Source organism: Methylobacterium sp. DB0501 (assembly GCF_011043735.1).
GTDB classification, from domain to species: domain Bacteria; phylum Pseudomonadota; class Alphaproteobacteria; order Rhizobiales; family Beijerinckiaceae; genus Methylobacterium; species Methylobacterium alsaeris.
The window spans coordinates 50,935-70,854 of record NZ_JAAKGV010000005.1 but is presented as its reverse complement, the minus strand read 5'-3'; the positions used below and the strand labels follow the sequence as shown (position 1 = coordinate 70,854).

The 19,920-nt window shown below is 70.7% G+C and carries 17 protein-coding genes and 1 pseudogene; 7 read left to right on the top strand and 11 right to left on the bottom strand.

All coding sequences use genetic code 11. The features are described from left to right. Window positions 1-243 precede the first annotated feature (243 nt). The 7 genes from G4G93_RS09195 to G4G93_RS09165 all read left to right on the top strand — a co-directional run bounded on the left by G4G93_RS09195 (window position 244) and on the right by G4G93_RS09165 (window position 9,011). The gene (locus G4G93_RS09195; RefSeq protein ID WP_165083357.1) at window positions 244-3,201 is read left to right on the top strand and encodes a molybdopterin cofactor-binding domain-containing protein; all 2,958 of its coding nucleotides are present in this window, start codon (window positions 244-246) and stop codon (window positions 3,199-3,201) included. Continuing rightward, window positions 3,198-4,037 (top strand): xanthine dehydrogenase family protein subunit M, encoded by an 840-nt coding sequence (locus tag G4G93_RS09190; RefSeq protein WP_165083355.1) that lies wholly within the window; start codon window positions 3,198-3,200, stop codon window positions 4,035-4,037. The genes G4G93_RS09195 and G4G93_RS09190 overlap by 4 nt, the downstream gene beginning before the upstream one ends. Beyond that, entirely contained in the window at window positions 4,025-4,549 is a 525-nt protein-coding gene (locus G4G93_RS09185) for a (2Fe-2S)-binding protein (RefSeq protein WP_165083353.1), read from the top strand. Before G4G93_RS09190 ends, G4G93_RS09185 begins: the two co-directional genes overlap by 13 nt. Continuing rightward, on the top strand, window positions 4,542-6,098 hold the full coding sequence (locus G4G93_RS09180) for an AMP-binding protein (protein WP_165083351.1): 1,557 nt from the start codon (window positions 4,542-4,544) through the stop codon (window positions 6,096-6,098). The genes G4G93_RS09185 and G4G93_RS09180 overlap by 8 nt, the downstream gene beginning before the upstream one ends. 55 nt (window positions 6,099-6,153) lie before the next feature. Then, window positions 6,154-6,945 carry an enoyl-CoA hydratase/isomerase family protein gene (locus tag G4G93_RS09175; RefSeq protein WP_165083349.1) on the top strand — a complete coding sequence of 264 codons (792 nt, stop codon included), beginning with the start codon at window positions 6,154-6,156 and terminating at the stop codon, window positions 6,943-6,945. A 137-nt stretch (window positions 6,946-7,082) separates the two neighbouring features. Then, window positions 7,083-8,429 (top strand): MFS transporter, encoded by a 1,347-nt coding sequence (locus tag G4G93_RS09170; protein WP_165083347.1) that lies wholly within the window; start codon window positions 7,083-7,085, stop codon window positions 8,427-8,429. A gap of 99 nt (window positions 8,430-8,528) precedes the next feature. Beyond that, on the top strand, window positions 8,529-9,011 hold the full coding sequence (locus G4G93_RS09165) for a TIGR02444 family protein (RefSeq protein ID WP_165083345.1): 483 nt from the start codon (window positions 8,529-8,531) through the stop codon (window positions 9,009-9,011). 2 nt (window positions 9,012-9,013) lie between these two features. Here the strand turns inward: G4G93_RS09165 and G4G93_RS09160 are convergent, their stop codons facing one another. The 11 genes and pseudogenes from G4G93_RS09160 to glnP all read right to left on the bottom strand — a co-directional run bounded on the left by G4G93_RS09160 (window position 9,014) and on the right by glnP (window position 19,874). Next, on the bottom strand, window positions 9,014-9,586 hold the full coding sequence (locus tag G4G93_RS09160) for a UbiX family flavin prenyltransferase (protein WP_165083343.1): 573 nt from the start codon (window positions 9,584-9,586) through the stop codon (window positions 9,014-9,016). Beyond that, complete coding sequence (locus tag G4G93_RS09155) at window positions 9,583-11,040, bottom strand: aldehyde dehydrogenase family protein (RefSeq protein ID WP_165083341.1); 1,458 nt, start codon at window positions 11,038-11,040, stop codon at window positions 9,583-9,585. Before G4G93_RS09155 ends, G4G93_RS09160 begins: the two co-directional genes overlap by 4 nt. 283 nt (window positions 11,041-11,323) lie before the next feature. Next, window positions 11,324-11,704, bottom strand: a pseudogene (locus tag G4G93_RS09150) (transposase); the annotation flags it as partial. Between the two features lie 879 nt (window positions 11,705-12,583). Beyond that, a complete protein-coding gene (locus G4G93_RS09145; RefSeq protein WP_165083339.1) occupies window positions 12,584-12,730 on the bottom strand; it encodes a hypothetical protein in 147 nt (48 codons plus the stop codon). A 90-nt stretch (window positions 12,731-12,820) separates the two neighbouring features. Then, the gene (locus tag G4G93_RS09140; RefSeq protein WP_165083337.1) at window positions 12,821-13,720 is read right to left on the bottom strand and encodes a transporter substrate-binding domain-containing protein; all 900 of its coding nucleotides are present in this window, start codon (window positions 13,718-13,720) and stop codon (window positions 12,821-12,823) included. Between the two features lie 135 nt (window positions 13,721-13,855). Continuing rightward, entirely contained in the window at window positions 13,856-15,187 is a 1,332-nt protein-coding gene (locus G4G93_RS09135; protein ID WP_165083335.1) for an aspartate aminotransferase family protein, read from the bottom strand. Continuing rightward, window positions 15,184-16,074: a MurR/RpiR family transcriptional regulator gene (locus tag G4G93_RS09130; RefSeq protein ID WP_165083333.1), complete on the bottom strand. Its 891-nt coding sequence runs from the start codon at window positions 16,072-16,074 to the stop codon at window positions 15,184-15,186. The genes G4G93_RS09135 and G4G93_RS09130 overlap by 4 nt, the downstream gene beginning before the upstream one ends. 451 nt (window positions 16,075-16,525) lie before the next feature. Then, a complete protein-coding gene (locus G4G93_RS09125; RefSeq protein ID WP_165083331.1) occupies window positions 16,526-17,461 on the bottom strand; it encodes a MurR/RpiR family transcriptional regulator in 936 nt (311 codons plus the stop codon). Between the two features lie 19 nt (window positions 17,462-17,480). After that, complete coding sequence (locus G4G93_RS09120) at window positions 17,481-18,503, bottom strand: C45 family peptidase (protein ID WP_165083329.1); 1,023 nt, start codon at window positions 18,501-18,503, stop codon at window positions 17,481-17,483. Next, entirely contained in the window at window positions 18,493-19,221 is a 729-nt protein-coding gene (gene glnQ, locus G4G93_RS09115; RefSeq protein ID WP_165083327.1) for a glutamine ABC transporter ATP-binding protein GlnQ, read from the bottom strand. Before glnQ ends, G4G93_RS09120 begins: the two co-directional genes overlap by 11 nt. Then, complete coding sequence (glnP, locus tag G4G93_RS09110) at window positions 19,218-19,874, bottom strand: glutamine ABC transporter permease GlnP (RefSeq protein ID WP_165083325.1); 657 nt, start codon at window positions 19,872-19,874, stop codon at window positions 19,218-19,220. Before glnP ends, glnQ begins: the two co-directional genes overlap by 4 nt. Between the last annotated feature and the right edge of the window lie 46 nt (window positions 19,875-19,920).

Sequence of the window (19,920 nt, the reverse complement as noted above, 5' to 3'; positions counted from 1 at the left end):
CCCATCGCCCGCACGACATCCGCCCATCGCCGGACGGGCTGCGACCCTCGCCTGTCCCGTGCGCCGGGACAGCGAGGGTCGCAGCCTGGCACCGGTAAGCCCGCCCGGACGACGCGATGCCGGCCCGTGGATTTTGAGACGTTTCGGTAAGTCGTGAGACGGGGGCGTCTCACGTCCCGCGGCGGCGTCGATGCAGTTTGCACCCACGAGGCCTCCATAGAGCCTCGAACGAGGAAGCGAGCATTGGGCATCGAGCACAGCCGTTTCATCGGGCAGTCGGTCGAGCGCGTCGAGGACGCCGCTCTGCTGTCCGGACGCGGACGCTACATCGACGATCTCGGGCACAAGCCCGGTACGCTGCACGCGGCGATCCTGCGCTCCCCCCACGCGCACGCCGACATCCTCGGCACCGACGCCGAAGCGGCCCGCGCGCTCCCGGGCGTAGTCGCGGTGCTCACCGGACACGATCTTGCCGACGTCGCCGGTCCCCTCGTCCCGGCGCTCCGCGCCGCCGTGGACGCACGGGCGATCGCTGTCGACCGGGTGCGCTACGTCGGCGAGCCGGTCGCCGTGGTCGTGGCGCAGGATCGTTACGTCGCCGAGGACGGCTGCGACCTGATCGAGGTCGAGTACCGCGCCCGGCCGGCGGTGGTCGATCCGCTGGCGGCGCTGGCCGAGGACGCGCCCGTCCTGCACGAGGGCGTCGGGCGCAACCTCGTCAGCGACCGCGCCTTCCGATACGGCGACCCGGAGGCCGCCTTCGCGCAGGCCCCCCACACCCTCTCGGTGACGGTCCGCTACCCCCGGAACACCGGCTCGCCGATGGAGACCTACGGGGTCGTCGCCGAGTACGACCCGAGCGACGATTCCTACGATCTCCTCGCAAACTTCCAGGGCCCCTTCAGCATCCATGCCGTGGTGGCCCGCGCCCTCAAGGTGCCGGGCAACCGCCTGCGGCTGCGCACGCCTCCGGATTCTGGCGGCAGCTTCGGCGTGAAGCAGGGCGTCGCCCCCTACGCGGTCCTGATCTGCGCCGCCGCCCGCAAGGTCGGGCGCCCGGTCAAGTGGATCGAGGACCGGATGGAGCACCTCGCCGCCTCGGTCTCGGCGACGAACCGCGTCACCACCCTGACGGCGGCCTTCGACGGCGAGGGCCGCATCGCTGCCCTCGACTGGGACCAGGTCGAGGATTGCGGCGCCACCCTGCGCGCGCCGGAGCCGGCGACCCTGTACCGGATGCACGGCAACATGTCCGGCGCCTACGCGATCCGGCACGTGCGTATCCGCAACCGGGTGGTCGTCACCAACAAGACGCCGACCGGCCTCGTGCGCGGCTTCGGTGGTCCGCAGGTCTACTACCCTCTCGAGCGCCTCGTGCAGCGCATCGCCGCGACGCTCGGGCTCGACCCGCTCGACGTGATCCGCAGGAACCTGATCCCGGCGGACGCCTTCCCGTACCGCACCGCGACCGGGGCATTGTACGATTCGGGCGACTACCAGCGCGCCCTCGGCGAGGCGGTCCGCGACGGCGGCCTCGACGCTCTGCGCCGCCGCCGCGAGGCGGCCCGCGCCGAGGGCCGGCTCTACGGCATCGGCTTCACCGCCGCGGTCGAGCCCAGCGTCTCGAACATGGGCTACATCACCACGGTGCTGACCGCCGCGGAGCGCGCCAAGGCGGGGCCGAAGAACGGCGCGCAGGCCACCGCCACGATCACCCTCGATCCGGTCGGCTCGGTGACCGTGCAGGTCGCCTCGGTGCCGCAGGGCCAGGGCCATCGCACCGTTCTCGCCCAGGTCGTGGCCGACGTGTTCGGCATCCCGCTCGATCAGGTCCGGGTGACCGCGGATCTCGACACCGCCAAGGATGCGTGGTCGATCGCCTCGGGCAACTATTCGAGCCGCTTCGCCGCCGCGGTCGCCGGTGTGGCGCATCAGGCCGCCACGCGCCTGCGCGACCGGCTCGCCCTGGTGGCGGCGGCCCAGATCAACGTGCGGGCCGACGACCTCGTCTTCGCGGGCGGCCGCGTGGCCTCGCGGACGAACCCGGACGCCGCCCTGCCCTTCGCGCGCGTCGCCGCGACGAGCCACTGGTCGCCGGGCCTCGTGCCCGACGAGGCCGGCTCCGTCATCCGCGAGACGGCGTTCTGGACGCCGCCGGAGCTGACCGCGCCCGACGAGGGCGATGCCGTCAACTCCTCGCTCTGCCACGGCTTCATCTTCGATTTCTGCGGCGTGGAGGTGGATCGGGCGACGGGCAGGCTCGTCATCGACCGCTACGTCTCGATGCACGATTGCGGCCGGATCCTCCACCCCGGCATGGTCGAGGGGCAGGTGCGCGGCGGCTTCGCCCAGGCGCTCGGGGCTGCCGTGTACGAGGAGCTCGCCTACGGCGAGGACGGCGCCTTCCTGTCCGGCACCTTCGCCGATTACCTCCTGCCGACCGCGACCGAGATCCCCGACCTCGTCGTCCTGCACGTTGAGAGCCCCTCCCCCTTCACGCCCCTCGGAGCGAAGGGCGTGGGCGAGGGCAACTGCATGTCGACGCCGGTCTGCCTCGCCAATGCGGTGGCGGACGCGCTCGGGATCGACGCCATCGACCTGCCGCTGACGCCCGCCAAGCTCGCCGCGCTCAGCGCGCGCGGCGACGAGCCGGCGCCACCACAGGGCCGTGCCGCCCAGGCGCACGCCCGCCCGGGCGACCGGACCATGCGCGGCGAGGGCGAGGCCCGGGTGGCGGCGGCTCCGGAGGCGGTCTGGGCAATGCTGCTCGACCCCGCCGTGCTGACCTCGGTGATCCCCGGCGCGCATGGCGTGCGCAAGCTGTCGGACACGCATTTCCGGGCCGACGTGACCCTCGGCGTCGGCCCCGTGAAGGGCCGCTACAAGGCCGACATCACGCTCTCGGACCTCGATCCGCCCCGGGCCGCGACGTTGTCGGGCACCGTGACGGGGGCGCTCGGCAACGGCGGCGGCAGCGGGCGGATCACCCTGACGCCGGACGCCCGGGGCGGGACGCGCATCGGCTACGCCTACGAGGCCTCCGTCGGCGGCAAGGTCGCGGCGGTGGGCGGCCGGCTCCTCGACGGGGCGGCCCGGGTGATCATCGGCGGCTTCTTCTCCGCCCTCGCGCGCCGTGCCGGCGGCGAGGCCCGGCCCGGCCTGCTGCGCCGGCTCCTCGCCCGCCTGGGAATCTCCGCATGAAGCCCGCCCGCTTCGACTACCTGCGCGCCGCGAGCCTCGACGAGGCCCTGGAGGCGCTGACCCGCCACGGCGACGAGGCCCGCATCGTCGCGGGCGGCCAGTCGCTCGTGCCGATGCTGAACATGCGGCTGACGAAGCCCGCCCTGCTCGTCGACCTCATGCGGATCGAGACGCTGTGCGCGCCCCGCCGCGAGAACGGCGCCCTCGTCGTCCCGGCGGGCACGCGGCAGGCGCTGCTCCTCGACCGGCCGGGCCTCGCCGACGAGGTACCGCTGCTGGCCGCCGCCCTCCCCTTGGTGGGCCACGTCCAGACCCGGGCCCGGGGCACCCTGTGCGGCTCCGTCGCCCATGCCGACCCGAGCGCCGAGGTCCCGCTCTGCCTCGTCGCCCTCGAGGGCGAGGTGCATCTGCGCTCCGCCAAGCGGGCGCGGCGGGTGCGGGCCGACGACTTCTTCGTCGGGATGATGGTGACCGACCGGGCCGACGACGAACTCGTCGAGGCGATCGCCCTGCCCGTGCGCAGGCCGGGCACCGGCTACGCCTTCGCGGAGATGGCCCGGCGTCACGGCGATTTCGCCATCGTGGCCTGCGCGGGCGTGGTCGACGGGCAGCGGATGCGCCTCGCGGTGGGTGGCGTCGCCGACCGGCCGACCGCCCGCGACTGGCCTCTCCTCGACGGGGCCGCCCTCGACGACGCCCTCAACGCCCTCGCCTGGGACCTCGGCGCCGGGGACGACCTCCACGCCACCGCCCGCTACCGCCGCGACCTCGTGCGCCGCCTCGGCCGCCGGGTCCTCGAACAGGCCGCAGAGGAGGCCCGCCGATGCCAAGGCTGAATGCAGCGCAACGCCACGAGGTCGCCTTCACGCTGAACGGCGCCCCCGCCCGGGTCGAGGTCGAACCGCGGACGCTGCTCACCGACGCGCTCCGCCACGGCCTCGGCATGACCGGCACCCATGTCGGCTGCGAGCACGGTGCCTGCGGCGCCTGCACGATCACCATCGACGGGATGCCCGCCCGCGCCTGCCTGACGCTCGCCGTCGCCGTGGAGGGCTGCGACCTGCGCACCGTCGAAGGGCTCGCGCCGGAACCCGGCCGGCTCGGCGTGCTCCAGGCGGCCTTCCGGCGCCACCACGCCCTGCAATGCGGCTTCTGCACCGCCGGCATCCTGATGTCGCTCGACGCCTACCTGCGGCACCGCCCGCACGCGACGCGGGACGACCTCACCGACGTGATCGGCGGGCATCTGTGCCGCTGCACCGGCTACGCCCCGATCATCGCGGCGGCCGTCGAGGCCGCCGCCCTGCTGCGCGGCGAACCGACCGAGGAGACCCCGACCTATGCTTGACCTTGGCACCAGCTTCCTGGCGAGCGTGTCCCGCGACCCGCGGGGCATCGCCATCGTCGACGGGGAGACCCGCCTCACCTACGCGGAGTGGTATCGGCTGATCTCCTCCGTGGTCGCGGCCCTCGACGCGCTCGGCCTCCAGCCCGGCGACCACCTCGTCACGGTGCTGCAGAACCGCCTGGAAGCGGCGACGCTCCACTGGGCCTGCCAGTTCGCCGGCCTCGTGCTCACGCCGGTCAACTGGCGGGCCAACCCCGACGAGATCGACTTCGTGGTCGAGAACGCGGAGGCGAAGGCGGTCGCCTACGAGGGTGTCTCGGCCGCGAGCGTGCGGGCGAGTGCCGCCGCTCGCCTCTGCTCGCGCATCGTCGTCGACGTGGAGCCCGAGCCCGGCGAGGCGCACTTTGCCGACCTCGCCGCCGTGCCGGCCGAGCCGGTCGCGCCGCGGGCCGATGCCGAGGCGGTCTCTCTGATGCTCTACACCTCGGGCACCACGGCCAAGCCCAAGGGCGTGCCGCGCCGCCACCGCACGGAGCGCGCCGCCGCCCTCGCCCACCTGGCCCAGAACCTCTATGGCCGCGGCGAGCGGACCCTCGGCGTCATGCCGCTCTACCACACGATGGGGGTGCGCTCGCTGCTCGCCATGTCGCTCATCGGCGGCACCTTCGTGTGCCTGCCGCGCTTCGACGTGGCGGGCGCGCTGCGCCTGATCGCGGCCGAGCGGGTAACGAACCTCTACCTCGTGCCGACCCTCTACCACGACCTCGTCCACCATCCGGACTTCGCCGGGACCGACACGTCGTCGGTGCGCAAGCTCGGCTTCGCGGGCGCGCCGATGACGGACGGCCTCCTCGGCCGGCTGACCGAGGCGTTCCGGCCGGACCTCTTCGTCAACCATTACGGCTCGTCGGAGGTCTACACCTTCACGATCAACCAGGACGCCGCGGTGAAGCCCGGCTCGGCGGGGCGGGCTGGCCTCAACACCCTGGTGCGGATCGTCCCGCTCGGGGCCACCGACCCGCATGCGGCCGCCGCCCCCGGCGAGGAGGGCGAGATCGCCGTGATCGCGCGCGGCGACGAGGCCTTCGAGGGCTACTGGCGCCGCCCGGAGGCCGACGCGAAGGCGTTTCGCGACGGCTGGTACTTCACGGGCGACACCGGCTTCATGGACGGCGACGGCGACGTGTTCGTGACCGGGCGGGTCGACGACATGATCATCACGGGTGGGGAGAACGTCTCTCCGGTCGAGATCGAGAGCTGCCTGTCGCTGCACCCGGCCGTCTCGGAGATCGCCGTGGTCGGCCTGCCCGACGCGCGCTGGGGGAAGGTGGTCGCCGCCTTCGTCAAGCGCCGTGCACCCGTCGACGAAGCCGCCCTCGACGCCCATTGCCGCGCGGCCGGACTGCCGAGCCACAAGCGCCCGCGCGCCTACGTCTTCGTCGCCGAGATTCCGAAATCCCCGGTCGGCAAGCTCCTGCGCCGCCAGCTCGTCGCGGGCGCGTACGAGGCCGAGGCCGAGGCGGCGAGCGACCCCTCCGCCGCCGCCTGAGGCAATTCCCTCCCCCCAAAGGCCTTGCACCCAAGGTCTACGAAAGAGAGACCCCATGACCAGCGATCCCCGGCTTTCCAACCTCGACGGCTTTCGCGTGGAGATCGATCCCGCCCGTGAGCGCGCCGACGTCATCCTGGCCCGCCCGCCGATGAACGTGATCGAGATGCCCCAGCGCGACCAGATCCGGAAGGTATTCGAGGCCCTCGACGAGGATGACCGCGTCCGCGTGATCGTGCTGCGCGCCGAGGGTGAGCACTTCTCCTCGGGCGGCTACATCAAGGGCTTCCTCGACGCCTCGCCCGAGCACGTGTCCAAGCTCGCCTGGAACATGGCCGCGCCGGCCCGCTGCTCCAAGCCGGTGATCGCGGCCAACCGCGGCTATACGTTCGGCGTCGGCTTCGAGATCTCGCTCGCCTGCGACTTCCGCATCGTCTCGGAGACCTGCCGGTACGCGCTTCCCGAGCAGAAGCTCGGCCAGATCCCGGGCTCCGGCGGCTCGGCCCGCCTGCAGAAGATCGTCGGCATCACCCGCACCAAGGACATCGTGATGCGCTCGAAGCGCATTCCCGGCCGGCAGGCGCTGGACTGGGGGATCGCCACCGAGTGCGTGCCGGACGGCGAACTCGAAGCCGCCGTCGACGCGCTGGTGGAGGAGTTGCGCGGCTTCTCGCCCATCGCCCAGCGCACGGCCAAGAAGCTCCTCAACGACACCGAGGACTCGACCCTCTCGATCGCCATCGAGCTCGAAGGCCACTGCTACAGCCGCCTGCGCCAGTCCGACGACTTCCGCGAGGGCGTCGAGGCCTTCCACGCCAAGCGCAAGCCGAGCTTCCGCGGCTCGTAGCCCCGCCCGCCCGAGCCGGCGCCAAGAACGAGCACGAAGAACCGGCCGGGCGATTCCGAAACCGACCTCACGACCATCGCAAGGCCCGGCCGCACCGGCCGGGCCAACGAGGTCGCATGCCCGAAGGAGGAAACCCGATGTCCGCCGCCACCACGATTCCCGTGTCCGAGGCCTTGCCCAGGCCGACGACCCGCCAGACCGCCACCGCCGCGATGGCCTCGCTGTTCGGATGGGGCCTCGACCTGTTCGACCTCTTCATCCTGCTCTACGTCGCTCCCGTCATCGGGACGCTGTTCTTCCCCGCCGACAAGCCGATGCTGTCGCTTGCGGGCGCCTACGCGTCCTTCGCCGTCACGCTGCTGATCCGTCCCCTCGGCTCGGCCCTGTTCGGCTCCTACGCCGACCGCCTCGGCCGGCGGCGCGCGCTGATGATCGCGGTGGTCGGGGTCGGCATCTCGACCGCGGCCTTCGGGCTCCTGCCCACGGTCGGCCAGATCGGCTGGGGCGCCACGGCGATCTTCCTCGCCTTTCGCCTGATCCAGGGCATCTTCGTCGGCGGCGTGGTCGCGGCCTCGCACACGATCGGCACCGAATCCGTCCCCGAGCGCTGGCGCGGCCTGATGTCGGGCGCGGTCGGCGGCGGCGGGGCGGCGATCGGCGGGTTGCTGGCCTCGCTGGTCTTCTACGTCATCTCCCTCCTCGCGCCCGGCGAGGCCTTCGCCTCCTGGGGCTGGCGGGCGATGTTCTTCTCGGGGCTCCTGACCTCGGCCATCGGCCTGATCCTGTTCCGCAACCTCGAGGAATCGCCGATCTTCCGGCAGCTCCAGGCCGAGAAGTCGGCACGCCGCGCCGGGGCGCCCGTCGTCGCCTCGCCGGTGCGCGCCCTGTTCTCGGCCGAGCACATCCGGGCCTTCCTGGTCTCGACCCTGATCTCGTTCGGCGGTGGCGCGGCCTACTACCTCACCTCCGGCTACCTGCCGACCTACCTCAAGCTCGTGAACGGCGTGCCGAACGCGACCGCGTCGATGATGCTCATCGCCGCCAACGTCGCCGCCGCATTCGGCGCCTGCGCGCTCGGCGAGCTGAGTCAGCGCATCGGACGCCGGTCGAGCTTCCTGCTCATGGGCGCGGTGCGGCTGGTGGCCTTCCCGGCACTCTTCCTCGCCATGGCCCGGACCACGGACACCGCGCTCCTCACGGTCTACGTCATGCTCCTGTCCCTCATCGCCAATGCGAGCTACGGCCCGCTCTTGATCTTTCTCAACGAGAAGTTCCCGACCGCTTTGCGCGCCACCGGCACCGGCCTGACCTGGAACGTCGGTTTCGCGCTGGGCGGCATGCTGCCGACGCTGGTGTCGCTGGCGGTCGACGGTCCCGGCCAGATCCCGATGATGCTCGCGATCTTCACGACCGCCGTCACCGCCGTCTACCTCGTCGGCGCCTTCATGACGGAGGAGACGCGGGGCAACCTCGAGCGCATCTGAGCGCTCCCTTCGCCGCAGACCGGGACCTGCGGCGGATCTCGCGACCGGCCAGGGGCACCCCTGGCCGGTCGTTCCCGTTTCCGAGATCGGAGTTGCGTGATGGACGACCACCCGCTCTGGGCCTTTGCCCTGGCCCTCTACGGCCGTCCGGGGGCCGCGCCGGCCTGCCTCGCCCTCCAGGACAAGGCGGGGGCGGACGTGATCCTCGTGCTCTACCTGATCTGGTGCGCGGAGACCGGCCGCCCCCTCGATGCAGAAGCGGTCCGGTCGGCCGATGCCGCCGTCGCACCGTGGCGCGCAGCCGTGGTCGCACCGCTCAGGGCCGTGCGCAGGGCCATGAAGGCGCCCCTCCTGCCCGGCCTCGCGACGGAGCCGCTGCGGGACAGGATCAAGGCCGCGGAGATCGAGGCGGAGCGCCTCGCCCTGGGGGTGCTCGCGGCGAGTGCGCCCGCTCCGCAGCCGTCTGCTCCCGAGCCCCTCGCAGCGGCAAACCGATACCTCGACCTTTACGCCTGCCATCTCGGCCGGCCGCTGCCGCGAGGCCCCCGCGAGGCGCTGCTTCGCGCCTTGGCGGGAGCCTGACCTCAGGACCCGGCGTCGCGCCAGCGCCGGACCCGGCCGGATTCGATCTCGAAGAGGTCGAGGACCCGGCCGAGCGTGTGGTCGATCATCTCGGCGAGGCTCACGGGCCGCGCGTAGAAGGCAGGTACCGGGGGCGCGATGATCGCCCCCATCTCCGATAGGGCCGTCATGGTGCGCAGGTGGCCGGTGTGCAGGGGCGTCTCGCGCACCATCAGGACGAGGCGGCGGCGCTCCTTCAGCACCACGTCCGCGGCCCGGGTCAGCAGGCCGGAGGTCACGCCGGTTGCGATCTCCGCCATGCTGCGCATCGAGCATGGCGCCACGATCATGCCGCGGGTGCGGAAGGAACCGGAGGAGATCGCTGCGCCGATATCGGCCTGTGCGTATGTCCGGGCGGCCAGTGCGCGCACCTCCGAGACCTTGAGGTCGGTCTCTTGCGCGAGCGTCACCTCGGCCGAACGCGACATCACGAGATGTGCCGGAATGTCGAGGTCGCGCAGGATCTCCAGCAGGCGGATCCCATAGATCACGCCCGAGGCCCCCGAGATACCGACCACCAGGGGCAGGTTCGTCACGGCACCGTACCCTCGACGAGGCCCGGCGCCTGATAGACGTGCTTCAATTCCGTGAAGTCATGAAATGCGTCGTAGCCGTGCAGGCGCCCCAGGCCGCTCTGCCGGTAACCGCCGGTTTCGGCTTCGGCGAACAGCTTGTTGTGGTCGTTGATCCAGACCGTGCCGTTGCGCAGCGCCCGGGCCACCCGCAGCGCCCGCGCCCCGTCATGGGTCCAGACGCTGGCGGAGAGGCCGAACACGGTATCGTTCGCCCGCGCGACCGCCTCGGCCTCGCTGTCGAAGGCTTCGAGCACCACGAAGGGCCCGAAGATCTCCTCCTGCACGAAGTCCGCATGCGGATCGTCGTGCGCGACGAGGGCCGGCGTGAGGAAGGCGCCGCGCGCCCGCGCGCCGTCGGGAATCGTGGGCCGCAGCAGCACCCGGTCGGCCGCTGCGCAGGCCGCCTCCATCCGGGCCGCGACCGCGTCGCGGCTCGCCCGGTCGATCAGCGGACCCATCTGCGTGCCAGCCTCGAGGCCCGGTCCCACCCGCAGGTGGGCCAGGGCACCGGCCAGGGCGTCGCGCATCGCGGGCAGCCCCGCACGGTGGACGAGGACGCGCCGCGCGGCGGTGCATTGCTGGCCCGAGATGATCGTCGCAGCGGCGGCGAGCTTGCGCGCGACGTCGCCGATCTCCGCGTCCGGGAAGACGAGGCAGGCGGATTTTCCCCCGAGTTCCAGCGAGAGCTTCTTCATGCTGTCGGCGGCGGCCCGCATGATCGCCTTGCCGGTCGCCGTCGACCCGGTGAAGCTCAGGACGTCGACGGCGTGCGACGCCGACAAGTGCTGGGCGCACGCGTGCCCGGTCTCGACCACGACGTTGACGACGCCCGGCGGCAGCCCGGGGGCGGCCAGGAGCGGCGCCATCAGGGCCGCGTTGAACACCGCCGTCTGCGCCGCCGGCTTGACGACGGCGGTGCAGCCCGCGGCCAGCGCCGGAGCGAGCGAGCGGACGAGCAGCACCGCGGGCGCGTTCCACGGCACGATGATGCCGGCGACGCCGGCCGGCTCGCGCAGCATGGTCGAGAGCACGCCGGGCTCGGGTTCCAGCACGTGGCCCGGGATGTGGCGGGCGAGGCCCGCGTAGTAGAGGATCTCGGAAATCGCGCCCGCGAGTTCCCCGCGCGCCTGCGCGAGCGGCTTGCCGTTGTCGCGGGTCAGGAGTTCGGCGAGGGGCTCCTTGTCGGCTTCGAGCGCGGCCGCCCAATGCAGCAGCACCGTTTGCCGCAACCGAGGCGATGACGCCCAGATGCCTCGGTCGAAGGCCCGCCGCGCGGCGGCGACGGCCGCTTCGGCCTCCCCGGCGCCACCCTGCGCGAGGTGTCCGACCCGCTCGCCGCTCGCCGGATCGAGGCTGTCCGCCTCCGGCCGGCCGTAGGCCTCCCCGTCGATCCAGTGGCGTGCCACCGCGTCCATGCCCGCTTCCCCGCTCTTTGGTGTACGTCCCGGGCTTGCGCGCGGGGTCGGGGCGGAATGGTAGGGGTGGGGGTGTTTTCCTGTCGAATAAGGATGGATGATGCGGGCGATCAGCGGGAAGTCGGGCCGCTGGTTAGTCTTACTGCGTCACGAGCGCTGTGGAGGTCTGGGTCTGCGGCGCGGTGCCAGGCAGCAGGGACGATGGCTGAGCGTGTTGGCGAGTGCAACGACGAGGCGCCATCGCATGGTGGCGATCGAGGTCGCGACGTGGCGCTGGGGACGCAGCAGCGGCGGGGTGGGGTCGTCCGCGGGGAGGAAGGGCAACCTGCGGGCGTTTGCGGGCTCTGAGCCGTCCTGAGGGGGGAAGAGCGCTGCGTTCGGTGATCAGGAAGCCGTAGGCGGCGATGCACAGCGTAGCGTGATGGTGGAAGCCCCGCCATCCTCGCCCCTCATAGTGACCGCGGCCCACCTGTTGCTTCGGATCCTGGTAATCTCTCTCGATGCGCCAGCGCAGTTTCGTGGTCTCGACGAGGTCTGCAAAGCTCATGTCGGTGGGAAGGGGGCTCGGCCGATATTTTGCTGGCTGTTCCTTGTCCTGGGGCCATTCGACGAGGAACCATTCTTCGGGCCGGATCTCCTTGAGGGACTGGTCGCGATGAGCGGCGCGACAACCTGCATCGTCTGCGGCTTTGTATGATCCACGTCGTCTTTCGTGCCAGTCTCGTCATCGACCGAGACGACCTGGAAGTTCTGCAGCCAGACCCGGCCGAGCAGGATCACGGCTGGGATCTCGTGCAGCCAGGCCGGTGCGTCGGGCGAGAACACGGCCGCCAGGAGCCTGTAGCCGTCGCGGCCGATCCGTTCGGCATGAGCCCGACGGGCCGCCTCGCCCTGCGGAACGTACAGATCGTCGGAGGGTGTGGCGTAACGCTCGCTCCAAGCCTTCTCGGCGTGGGCACGCAGCCACTCGGGAGCCGCGACCGCGAGGGCATTGAGCGCGGCATGCAGGGTCTCGGTGACGCCGCCGAGGCTGGTGAGGCTGCGAACCGCGCCCAGGACATGCGTGCTGTCGGTGCGCTGGGGGCCGCGCGCCACCAGGCGCCGGCGCTCGCGGCACAGGGCCAGGAGCGTGTCGAGCAGGAGCGACTCGGCGTGGCCGGCCACGAGGCGGGAGCGGAACTCGCTCAAGACCGAGGCGTCGAAGCCCGGGTCGGTGAGGTCTGGGCCCAGGAGCTACTTCCAGTCGATGCGGCCGCACGCCGCCTCGGCCGCGCTGGCGATCCGAGAGGTTTTCCGAAAACTGCAGCACGGTGACGAGCGCCAGCCGCCGGGGCGCTTCGGCCGGGCGGCCGCGGGCGGAGACCAACGCCGTGAACTGTGCATCGGTGACCACGGTGCCGAGTTCATCCCTCAGCCGCAGGTCGGCATTGCCGCGCGGGAACGCGGCTCTCGCCATGGCCGCGGTCTGGCTGGGAACCGCGGCGGACGAGCTTGGCTGCAGCGACATGACGAGCCTCCGCGAGCGTCGGATGACGACGCCACATCAACGAGCCAACCAGACAGAAGGATTCGCCGGCAGTATCCACGTCGAGCCAATTTCGAGGTCGACGGTGCTGTTGACGATCAGTCTCATCGCGGCTTCTTGAGCTGCCAATTCAAGTGCGAGCGCACGGTAGGCCTGCCAAATCATCGGTGGATCCTCACGAGCGACGTATCATCCGGAGATCGGCCGCCGGACGGGCGCCACGGCCGCCCAAGTACGGCCGGGCGCGAGACATGATCAGGAATTCGCCTTGTCGGACGGAGACTTGATCAGATACTTGAGCTTGTCCGACATCGGGAAGTCGATATTGAGATTGCGCGGCGGGATCGGCGACTCGAACCACTTGGCGTAGAGCTTGGCGAATTCACCCGATGTCATCAATCCGATCAATGTCTCGTCGACCAGCGCCTTGAATGCCAGATCGTCGCGGCGGAACATCAGCGCATAGGGGTCTGCCGAGTAGGACTTGTCGAGGATCTTGAACCGGGACGGATCCTTGGCGTTCGCCTTCAGGCCGGCGAGCAGGATGTCGTCCTCCATGAACGCCGCGGCGCGCCCGGTATCGACGAGCAGGAAGCTCTCGGCGTGGTCCTTGCCCTGCGAGATCGAGAGCTTCAGCCCTTCATCCTGGTTGAGCTTGTTCAGGAACTGCGACGTGTTGGTCCCGGAGGTGACGGCGACGGTCTTGCCCTTGAGGTCGTCCGGGGCGGCGATGCCGCTGTCGCTGCGGGTGAGCCACTTGAACTGCGCCACGAAGGTCGAGACCGAGAACGCCACCTGCTTCTGGCGGGCGAGCTGGTTGGCGGTCGAGCCGCATTCGAGGTCGACGGTGCCGTTGGCGACGAGGGGAAGGCGGGTCGCCGAGTTGACCGGGTTGTAGACCACCTTCAGGTCGGGCATCCCGAGCTTCTTGCGGACGGCCTCGACGACCTGGCCGCACAGGTCGATCGAGAACCCGACCGGCTTTTGGTTGGCATCGAGATAGGAGAACGGCACTGAGGTCTCCCGGTAGCCGAGGGTGATCGTGCCGGTGTCCTTAATCTTCTTCAGCGTGCCGGTGAGGTCGTCTGCGCGTGCCCCCATCATCAGGGCAAGCGTCATCGTTGCGGCCGCAGCCGCTTGCTTCAGGCTTCGCATTGTCGATTGTCCTAGAGTTGGGTCAAGGCCGACCCGCTGCGGATCCTGGTGTCAGGATCTTTGGCTCACGCCGCCCGGGGGCGGCGTGTCTTGGTCCGCGGCGTGTCTTGGTCCAACGCCTCGAGGGGAGCGATTTCAGGCGGCCTGGGCGATGGCGGCGTCGACCGCCTCGCCGAGGCGCTCCACCACCGTGTCCACGGTCGCGGCGTCGATGATGAAGGGCGGGGCCAGCAGGATGTGGTCGCCGCGCACCCCGTCGATGGTGCCGCCGGCCGGGTAGACCGCCAGCCCACGGTTCATCGCCTCGCGCTTGATGCGCGCGTTGAGCTTCAGGGCCGGATCGAAGGCGGCCTTCGTGCCCCGGTCCTCGACCAGCTCGACCCCCATGAACAGGCCGCGGCCGCGCACATCGCCGACATGCGGGTGGTTGCCGAAGCGCTCGCCGAGCCGCCGCGCGAGATCGGCACCCATCGCCTTGACGTTGTCGAGCAGCTGGTCGCGGGCGATCACCTCCTGTACGGCGAGCGCCGCAGCGCAGGCCATCGGGTGGCAGATATAGGTGTGCCCATGCTGGAACAGGCCCGAGCCCTTGGCGAAGGCCTCGTAGATCCGCCCCGACAGGAAGGTCGCGCCGATCGGCTGGTAGCCGCCGCCGAGCCCCTTGGCCACCGTCATCAGGTCGGGGGCGACGCCGTCCTGCTCGCAGGCGTGCAGCGTCCCGGTGCGGCCCATGCCGCACATCACCTCGTCGAGCAACAGCAGCACGCCGTAGCGGTCGCAGATCTCGCGGATGCGCTTCAGGTAGCCCGGCACGGCCGGGACGGCGCCGGCCGTCGCGCCGACGACCGGCTCGGCCACGAAAGCCATCACCGTCTCGGGGCCGAGTTCCAGGATCTTGTCCTCGAGCGCCTGGGCGGCGCGCAGGCCGTACGCGTCCTCGGTCTCGCCGGGTTCCTGGTAGCGGTATGCGTAGCAGGGATCGATGTGGTGGGTCTCGGCGAGCAACGGCTGGAACTGGGCGCGCCGCCAGGCATTGCCGCCCGCCGCCAATGCGCCGAGGGTGTTGCCGTGGTAGCTCTGGCGCCGGGCGATGATCTTCGCCCGCTGTGGCTGGCCGATCTCGACGAAGTATTGCCGAGCCATCTTGAGCGCGGCCTCGACCGCCTCCGAGCCGCCCGAGACGAAATAGACGTAGTCGAGCCCAGCCGGCGCGTCGGCGACCAGGCGCTCGGCCAGGGCCTCGGCGGCCTCGCTGGTGAAGAAGCTGGTATGGGCGTAGGCGAGCTTGTCGGCCTGGGCGTGCATCGCGGCGATCACGTCGGGATGACCGTGGCCGAGGCAGGACACCGCCGCCCCTCCCGACGCATCGATATAGCCGCGCCCATGCTGATCGAAGAGTTCGACCCCCTTTCCGCCGGAAGCGACGCGCAGGTCGGCGTTGATCTGTCGGTGCAGGATACGGGTCATGAGGTCGTTCTCGCGGTCGGGGGTGACCAGTGGATGCCGAAGGCGGTGAGTTGCGCCTCGCTGCGCTTGATCGCCGCGAGCGAAGCCTCGCCGCCGCGGCCGGCGACGAGGGCGGCCAGGATCTCCCCGACCACCAGGGCCGGGGCGATGGTGTGGAAGAAGGACGGGCTGTCGGCCGGGACCATGACGGTCTCCCGGGCCATCCCCGCCAGCGGCGAGACGGGGCTGTCGGTCACCGCCACGATCGGCACGCCCCGCTCGTTCGCATAGCGGGCAGTCTCGATGGTGGCCCGGGTGTAGGGGGCGACCGAGGTCGCGAGCAGGACATCCTTCGACGAGGCCGCGCGGATCGGGTCGAGACCGGTGCCGGCCCCGGCATCGAGCAGCACCGCGCGCTCGCCGAGGAAGGACATCACGTAGGCGAAATGCGCGACGACCGGATGGCACGAGCGTAAGCCCAGGCAGTAGATCCGCTCGGCCGAGGCGAGGAGGTCGGCGGCGGCGACCAGCCGGTCGAGCGCCGCGGGCTCGGCCAGCCTTTGCACCTGTGCGCCGACGGACGCGACGATGTCGAGTGCCACGGCACGCTCGCCCTTCGCCTTCTGGTTGGCGACCTGCAAGTCCGCCCGGCCGGAGAAGCCGAGGGCCCCTTCTCGCACGGCGCCGGCATAGAGCGCCCGGACGTCGTCGTAGCCGGCGAAGCCGAGGCGTTGGGCGAGGCGGGTCATGGTGTGGGGCTGGACGCCGGCGCGCTTGGCTTGCTCGCGCATCGAGAGCAGGGCGACCTCGTTCGGCTGATCGAGGATGAAACGCGCCGCCGTCTTCAGCTGCGGCCCCAGGCCCTCGAAGGCCTCGACGATCGGATCGGTGAGCGGACCGTGTTCCATGGGCTGGGTGTATCCTTCCGAGGCGCCATATGCAACGAGCGTTGCATATGAGATTTTATGCAATATTTGTATCACAAGCGGGCAGAATGCTGCGGCGGGAGGCACGGATGCCCGTCACCGCTGCCGGTGCAACCCGTCGCCGGTTCGGACACGCCACAGCTTTTCTCGGCATCGCATGCGCATTCCATCCCACCCACGACGTCGTCCTGAGGTATTAGCCGATTGGAGATCGGCTGACCTCGAAGGATTCCTCGAGAAGTCTCGCGATCCCTGGAGCCATCCTTCGAGATCATTTCCTCATTGAGGGATCAACACATCAAGATGATGCGCCAGTGTGGGATGGGCCGAATTCTCTCAATCTTCACCAGATACGCTCAAATCTCGACGACTGACCTTCGTTGGGCGTCGCCGAACCCGCCTCCGAGGGACACACGAGCCACCCGTCGCCACCTCACATCTCGACGTTCATCCCGCCAATCCACCGCTCGCGCTCGGCCAGGGCCGTGGCGGCCTCCTCGCCGAGTTCACGGGCGACGAGGTTGAGCAGGCCCTCGGCGAAGACCACGTAGGCAGCCATCGAGTTGGAGTAGAAGCTGCTCGTGTGCGGGATGAAGAAGGCGTGCCGCGCTGGCCCCGCCAGGGGCGAGGACCGAGTGTCGGTGATGGCGATCACGGCGAGCCCGCCCGCCGCCGCGACCTCCGCGACCCGCGCGACGCTGCGCGTGTAGGGCGCGCAGCTCGCCACCACGACGACATCGCCGGGTTCGAGTTGAGCCAGGGCCTCGGCGACGCCGAGCCGGGGCGCGTCGAGGAGCGCGATGTCGCTGCGCACCAGGCCAAGCCCGTAGGCGAGGAAGCTCGCCAGGGCGTGGAACTGCCGGACGCCGTGAACCCGCACCCGCCGGGCCCGCGCGAGGGCCTGTGCTGCCCCAGCGAGCACGGCGGGCTCCAGCTCCGCGAGGAAGCCCTGCACATTGGCCGCACTCTCCTCGGCGAGGCGTGCGAAAGGGGCGATCTCGGCCACGGGGCCCGCCTCCGCCTTCAGGAGCCGCCCGACCTGACGACTGTAGAAGTAGCGAGCATCGTCCGCGATGGCGTCCCGAAAGACGCTCTGGAAATCGGAGAAGCCCAGGAAGCCGAGGCGCTTGGCGAGCCGGGTCAGGGTCGAGGCGTTGACGTCGAGCAGGGCGGCCAGCTCGGTGATCGAGCGCACCGCCGCCTGCTCCGGCATACCGACGAGCCGCGCCAGCACCCCGTGCGCCTTGGTCCCGAGCGAGATGGCGGCCTCGTCCCGCCCGATATCGAGGGCCAGCGCGCGCAACGCCTCGATGGTGCGGGGCGGATCCTCCCGATTCCCCCCCGCGCCGTCCTCGTCCTCATTCCTCATACGGCCGCCGACTAACCCCTCACCCGTGGAACCGCGCCAGCTCCTCGGCCGCGCCGTGGACGGACCAGTCGACCCGGTCGCCCTCGATCACGAATACCCCTGTCGCGAGCGTGTTCTCGTCGTCGGGATCATGCGGGTCGTCGCGCCGGATCGGCAAGCCCGCGCCGCCGGTATCGCGCAAGGTCGCGAGGGGATCGCGCGCCGCCTGGCCCTGTACCACGAGGGCGTCGCCCCGGATCTGGCGCGATCCGGACGAGTCGGTGATGATCTGCGGCTCGCCCGCCATGTCGTCATGGATGAGGTGGTTGGCGTGGAGCGCCGGCTCCAAGATCCGCCGCACCGAGGCGCGCGCGCCGGTGAATTCGACCCCGAGCAGGCGGGGATCGCCTCCTTGAGCCAGCGTCAGGTGGAAGGCCCCGGCCCGCGGCCCCTCCTCGACCAGCGCCACCGCCGCGTCGAGGCTCGCGCAGTCGAGGACGGCCCGGGTGAGGACCATCCGGGGCAGGCCGCTCCCCATCCGGCGCGAGCGGATGTTGTTGACGGTCTGGACCAGGCCGGCCTCCGTCGCCGCGAAGGTATGGCCCGGGATCGATCCTGGATAGACGAAGGCGGTGAAGCCGATGCCCTGGTCTGGCCGAGCCCGCATCAGGCCGCAGGCGCCCCGGAAGCCCGGATCGCCGTCCTCGTTGTGGGCGACGACGATCCGCGGGCCGGGCACCTGCACGGTCGTGCAGCCGTCCGGGGCCATGGCCGAGATGTCGCCGCGGCAGTTCCAGGCGAAGACCGCGTCGACGGGAAGCTCCAGCCCCTCCGCCAGGCCCTCGATCTCGGCCATGATCGCCGGGAACCGGCTGCGGACCTGTGCCGCCATGCCCCGGACCCGCTCGTCGTGCCGGTGCGCTGTGATTGCCGCCCAGGCTCGGGTGCCGACGAGGTGGCCGTGGACGGCCGCAGCGCCGAAGCGGCCGAGCTGAAGGCCGATCTCGTGCGGGCTTCCCGCAGCCTCGACGAGGCGCAAGGAGTCGGTGCGGTCAGTGGACATGCTGCAGGAACTCGCGCAGGCGGGGATTGTCGGGCTGGTCCAGGAGGGCGGCGGGTGGCCCGTCGACGGTGATCCTGCCGCCTTCCATGAAGATCAGGCGGGTGCCGACCTTGCGGGCGAAGGCCATCTCGTGGGTGACGACGATCATCGTCATGCCGTCCTCGGCCAGCTCCTGCATCACCCGCAGCACCTCCTGGCGCAGTTCGGGGTCGAGGGCGGAGGTCGGCTCGTCGAACAGCATCAGCTTGGGCCGCACCGCGAGAGCCCGGGCGATCGCGACGCGCTGCTGCTGGCCGCCGGACAATTCGCCGGGGTAATGCCCCGCCCGCTCCGCCAGGCCGACCTTGGCCAGCAGCGCGCGGGCCTCCTCCTCGGCCTGGCGCTTCGGGGTACCGCGCACCCGCCGCGGCCCGAAGGCGACGTTCTGCAGCGCGGTCATCTGGGGAAACAGGTCGAACTGCTGGAACACCATGCCGGCTTCCTGGCGGATCAGTCGGACGGTGCCGGCGCCGCCGCGCACGCTGAGGCCGTCGACGAGGAGGTCGCCGCCGTCGATCGCCTCAAGCGCGTTGATGCAGCGCAGGAGCGTCGACTTGCCCGAGCCGGACGGGCCGATGAGGACGACCTTCTCACCCTGCTCGATCGAGAGGTCGACCCCCTCGAGGATGGTGGTCGCGCCGAAGCGCTTCGTGACCCGCTGGAAGGCGACGATGCTCACAGGATCCGCATCCTCTTCTCGGTGAGGCGAAGGGCGAGCGTCAGGATCCCGGTCATGACGAGGTAGAGGACCGCGACCGCCGACCAGATCTCCACCGCCCGGAAGTTCGAGGCCATGATCTCCTGGCCCTGGCGCGTCAGCTCGCCGACGCCGATGATGATGAACAGCGAGGTGTCCTTGAGGCTCACGATGAACTGGTTGCCGAGCGCCGGGATCATGCGCCGGAAGGCCAGCGGGCCAACGACGAACACAAGCACCTTCCAGAACGGCAGCCCCAGCGCCAGGCCGGCCTCGCGCAGCCCGCGGTGGATTGACAGGAAGGAGCCGCGGACGATCTCGGCGATGTAGGCGCCGGCATTGATCACGATCGCGGTGATCGCCGCGGTCAGCGGATTAATGCGGATATCGAGGATCAGCGGCAGGGCGAAGTAGATGAACATCACCTGCACGATGATCGGCGTACCGCGGATCAGCTCGACATAGACGAGGGCGATCGTGTTCAGGACGATATTGCCGTAGGCGCGCATCAGGCCGGCGAGCAGGCCGAGCACGAGGCCGCCGGCAAGGCCTGCGAGCGCGATGAGGATCGTGAGCCGGGCTCCGCGGAGCAGCTCCGGCAGGGTGGCCCAGATCACGGACCAGTCGAATTCCATGGAAGCGGTCCCTCTCGTAGGGGGCCGCGCGAACTACCAGGCCCGC

Bases quoted from the DNA above. Each gene is read 5' to 3' on its own strand.
- G4G93_RS09190 (WP_165083355.1), top strand. From the start codon at position 3,198: ATGAAGCCCGCCCGCTTCGACTACCTGCGCGCCGCGAGCCTCGACGAG.
- G4G93_RS09185 (WP_165083353.1), top strand. From the start codon at position 4,025: ATGCCAAGGCTGAATGCAGCGCAACGCCACGAGGTCGCCTTCACGCTG.
- G4G93_RS09180 (WP_165083351.1), top strand. From the start codon at position 4,542: ATGCTTGACCTTGGCACCAGCTTCCTGGCGAGCGTGTCCCGCGACCCG.
- G4G93_RS09175 (WP_165083349.1), top strand. From the start codon at position 6,154: ATGACCAGCGATCCCCGGCTTTCCAACCTCGACGGCTTTCGCGTGGAG.
- G4G93_RS09170 (WP_165083347.1), top strand. From the start codon at position 7,083: ATGTCCGCCGCCACCACGATTCCCGTGTCCGAGGCCTTGCCCAGGCCG.
- G4G93_RS09165 (WP_165083345.1), top strand. From the start codon at position 8,529: ATGGACGACCACCCGCTCTGGGCCTTTGCCCTGGCCCTCTACGGCCGT.
- G4G93_RS09155 (WP_165083341.1), bottom strand. From the start codon at position 11,040: ATGGACGCGGTGGCACGCCACTGGATCGACGGGGAGGCCTACGGCCGG.
- G4G93_RS09145 (WP_165083339.1), bottom strand. From the start codon at position 12,730: ATGATTTGGCAGGCCTACCGTGCGCTCGCACTTGAATTGGCAGCTCAA.
- G4G93_RS09140 (WP_165083337.1), bottom strand. From the start codon at position 13,720: ATGCGAAGCCTGAAGCAAGCGGCTGCGGCCGCAACGATGACGCTTGCC.
- G4G93_RS09135 (WP_165083335.1), bottom strand. From the start codon at position 15,187: ATGACCCGTATCCTGCACCGACAGATCAACGCCGACCTGCGCGTCGCT.
- G4G93_RS09130 (WP_165083333.1), bottom strand. From the start codon at position 16,074: ATGGAACACGGTCCGCTCACCGATCCGATCGTCGAGGCCTTCGAGGGC.
- G4G93_RS09125 (WP_165083331.1), bottom strand. From the start codon at position 17,461: ATGAGGAATGAGGACGAGGACGGCGCGGGGGGGAATCGGGAGGATCCG.
- G4G93_RS09120 (WP_165083329.1), bottom strand. From the start codon at position 18,503: ATGTCCACTGACCGCACCGACTCCTTGCGCCTCGTCGAGGCTGCGGGA.
- glnP (WP_165083325.1), bottom strand. From the start codon at position 19,874: ATGGAATTCGACTGGTCCGTGATCTGGGCCACCCTGCCGGAGCTGCTC.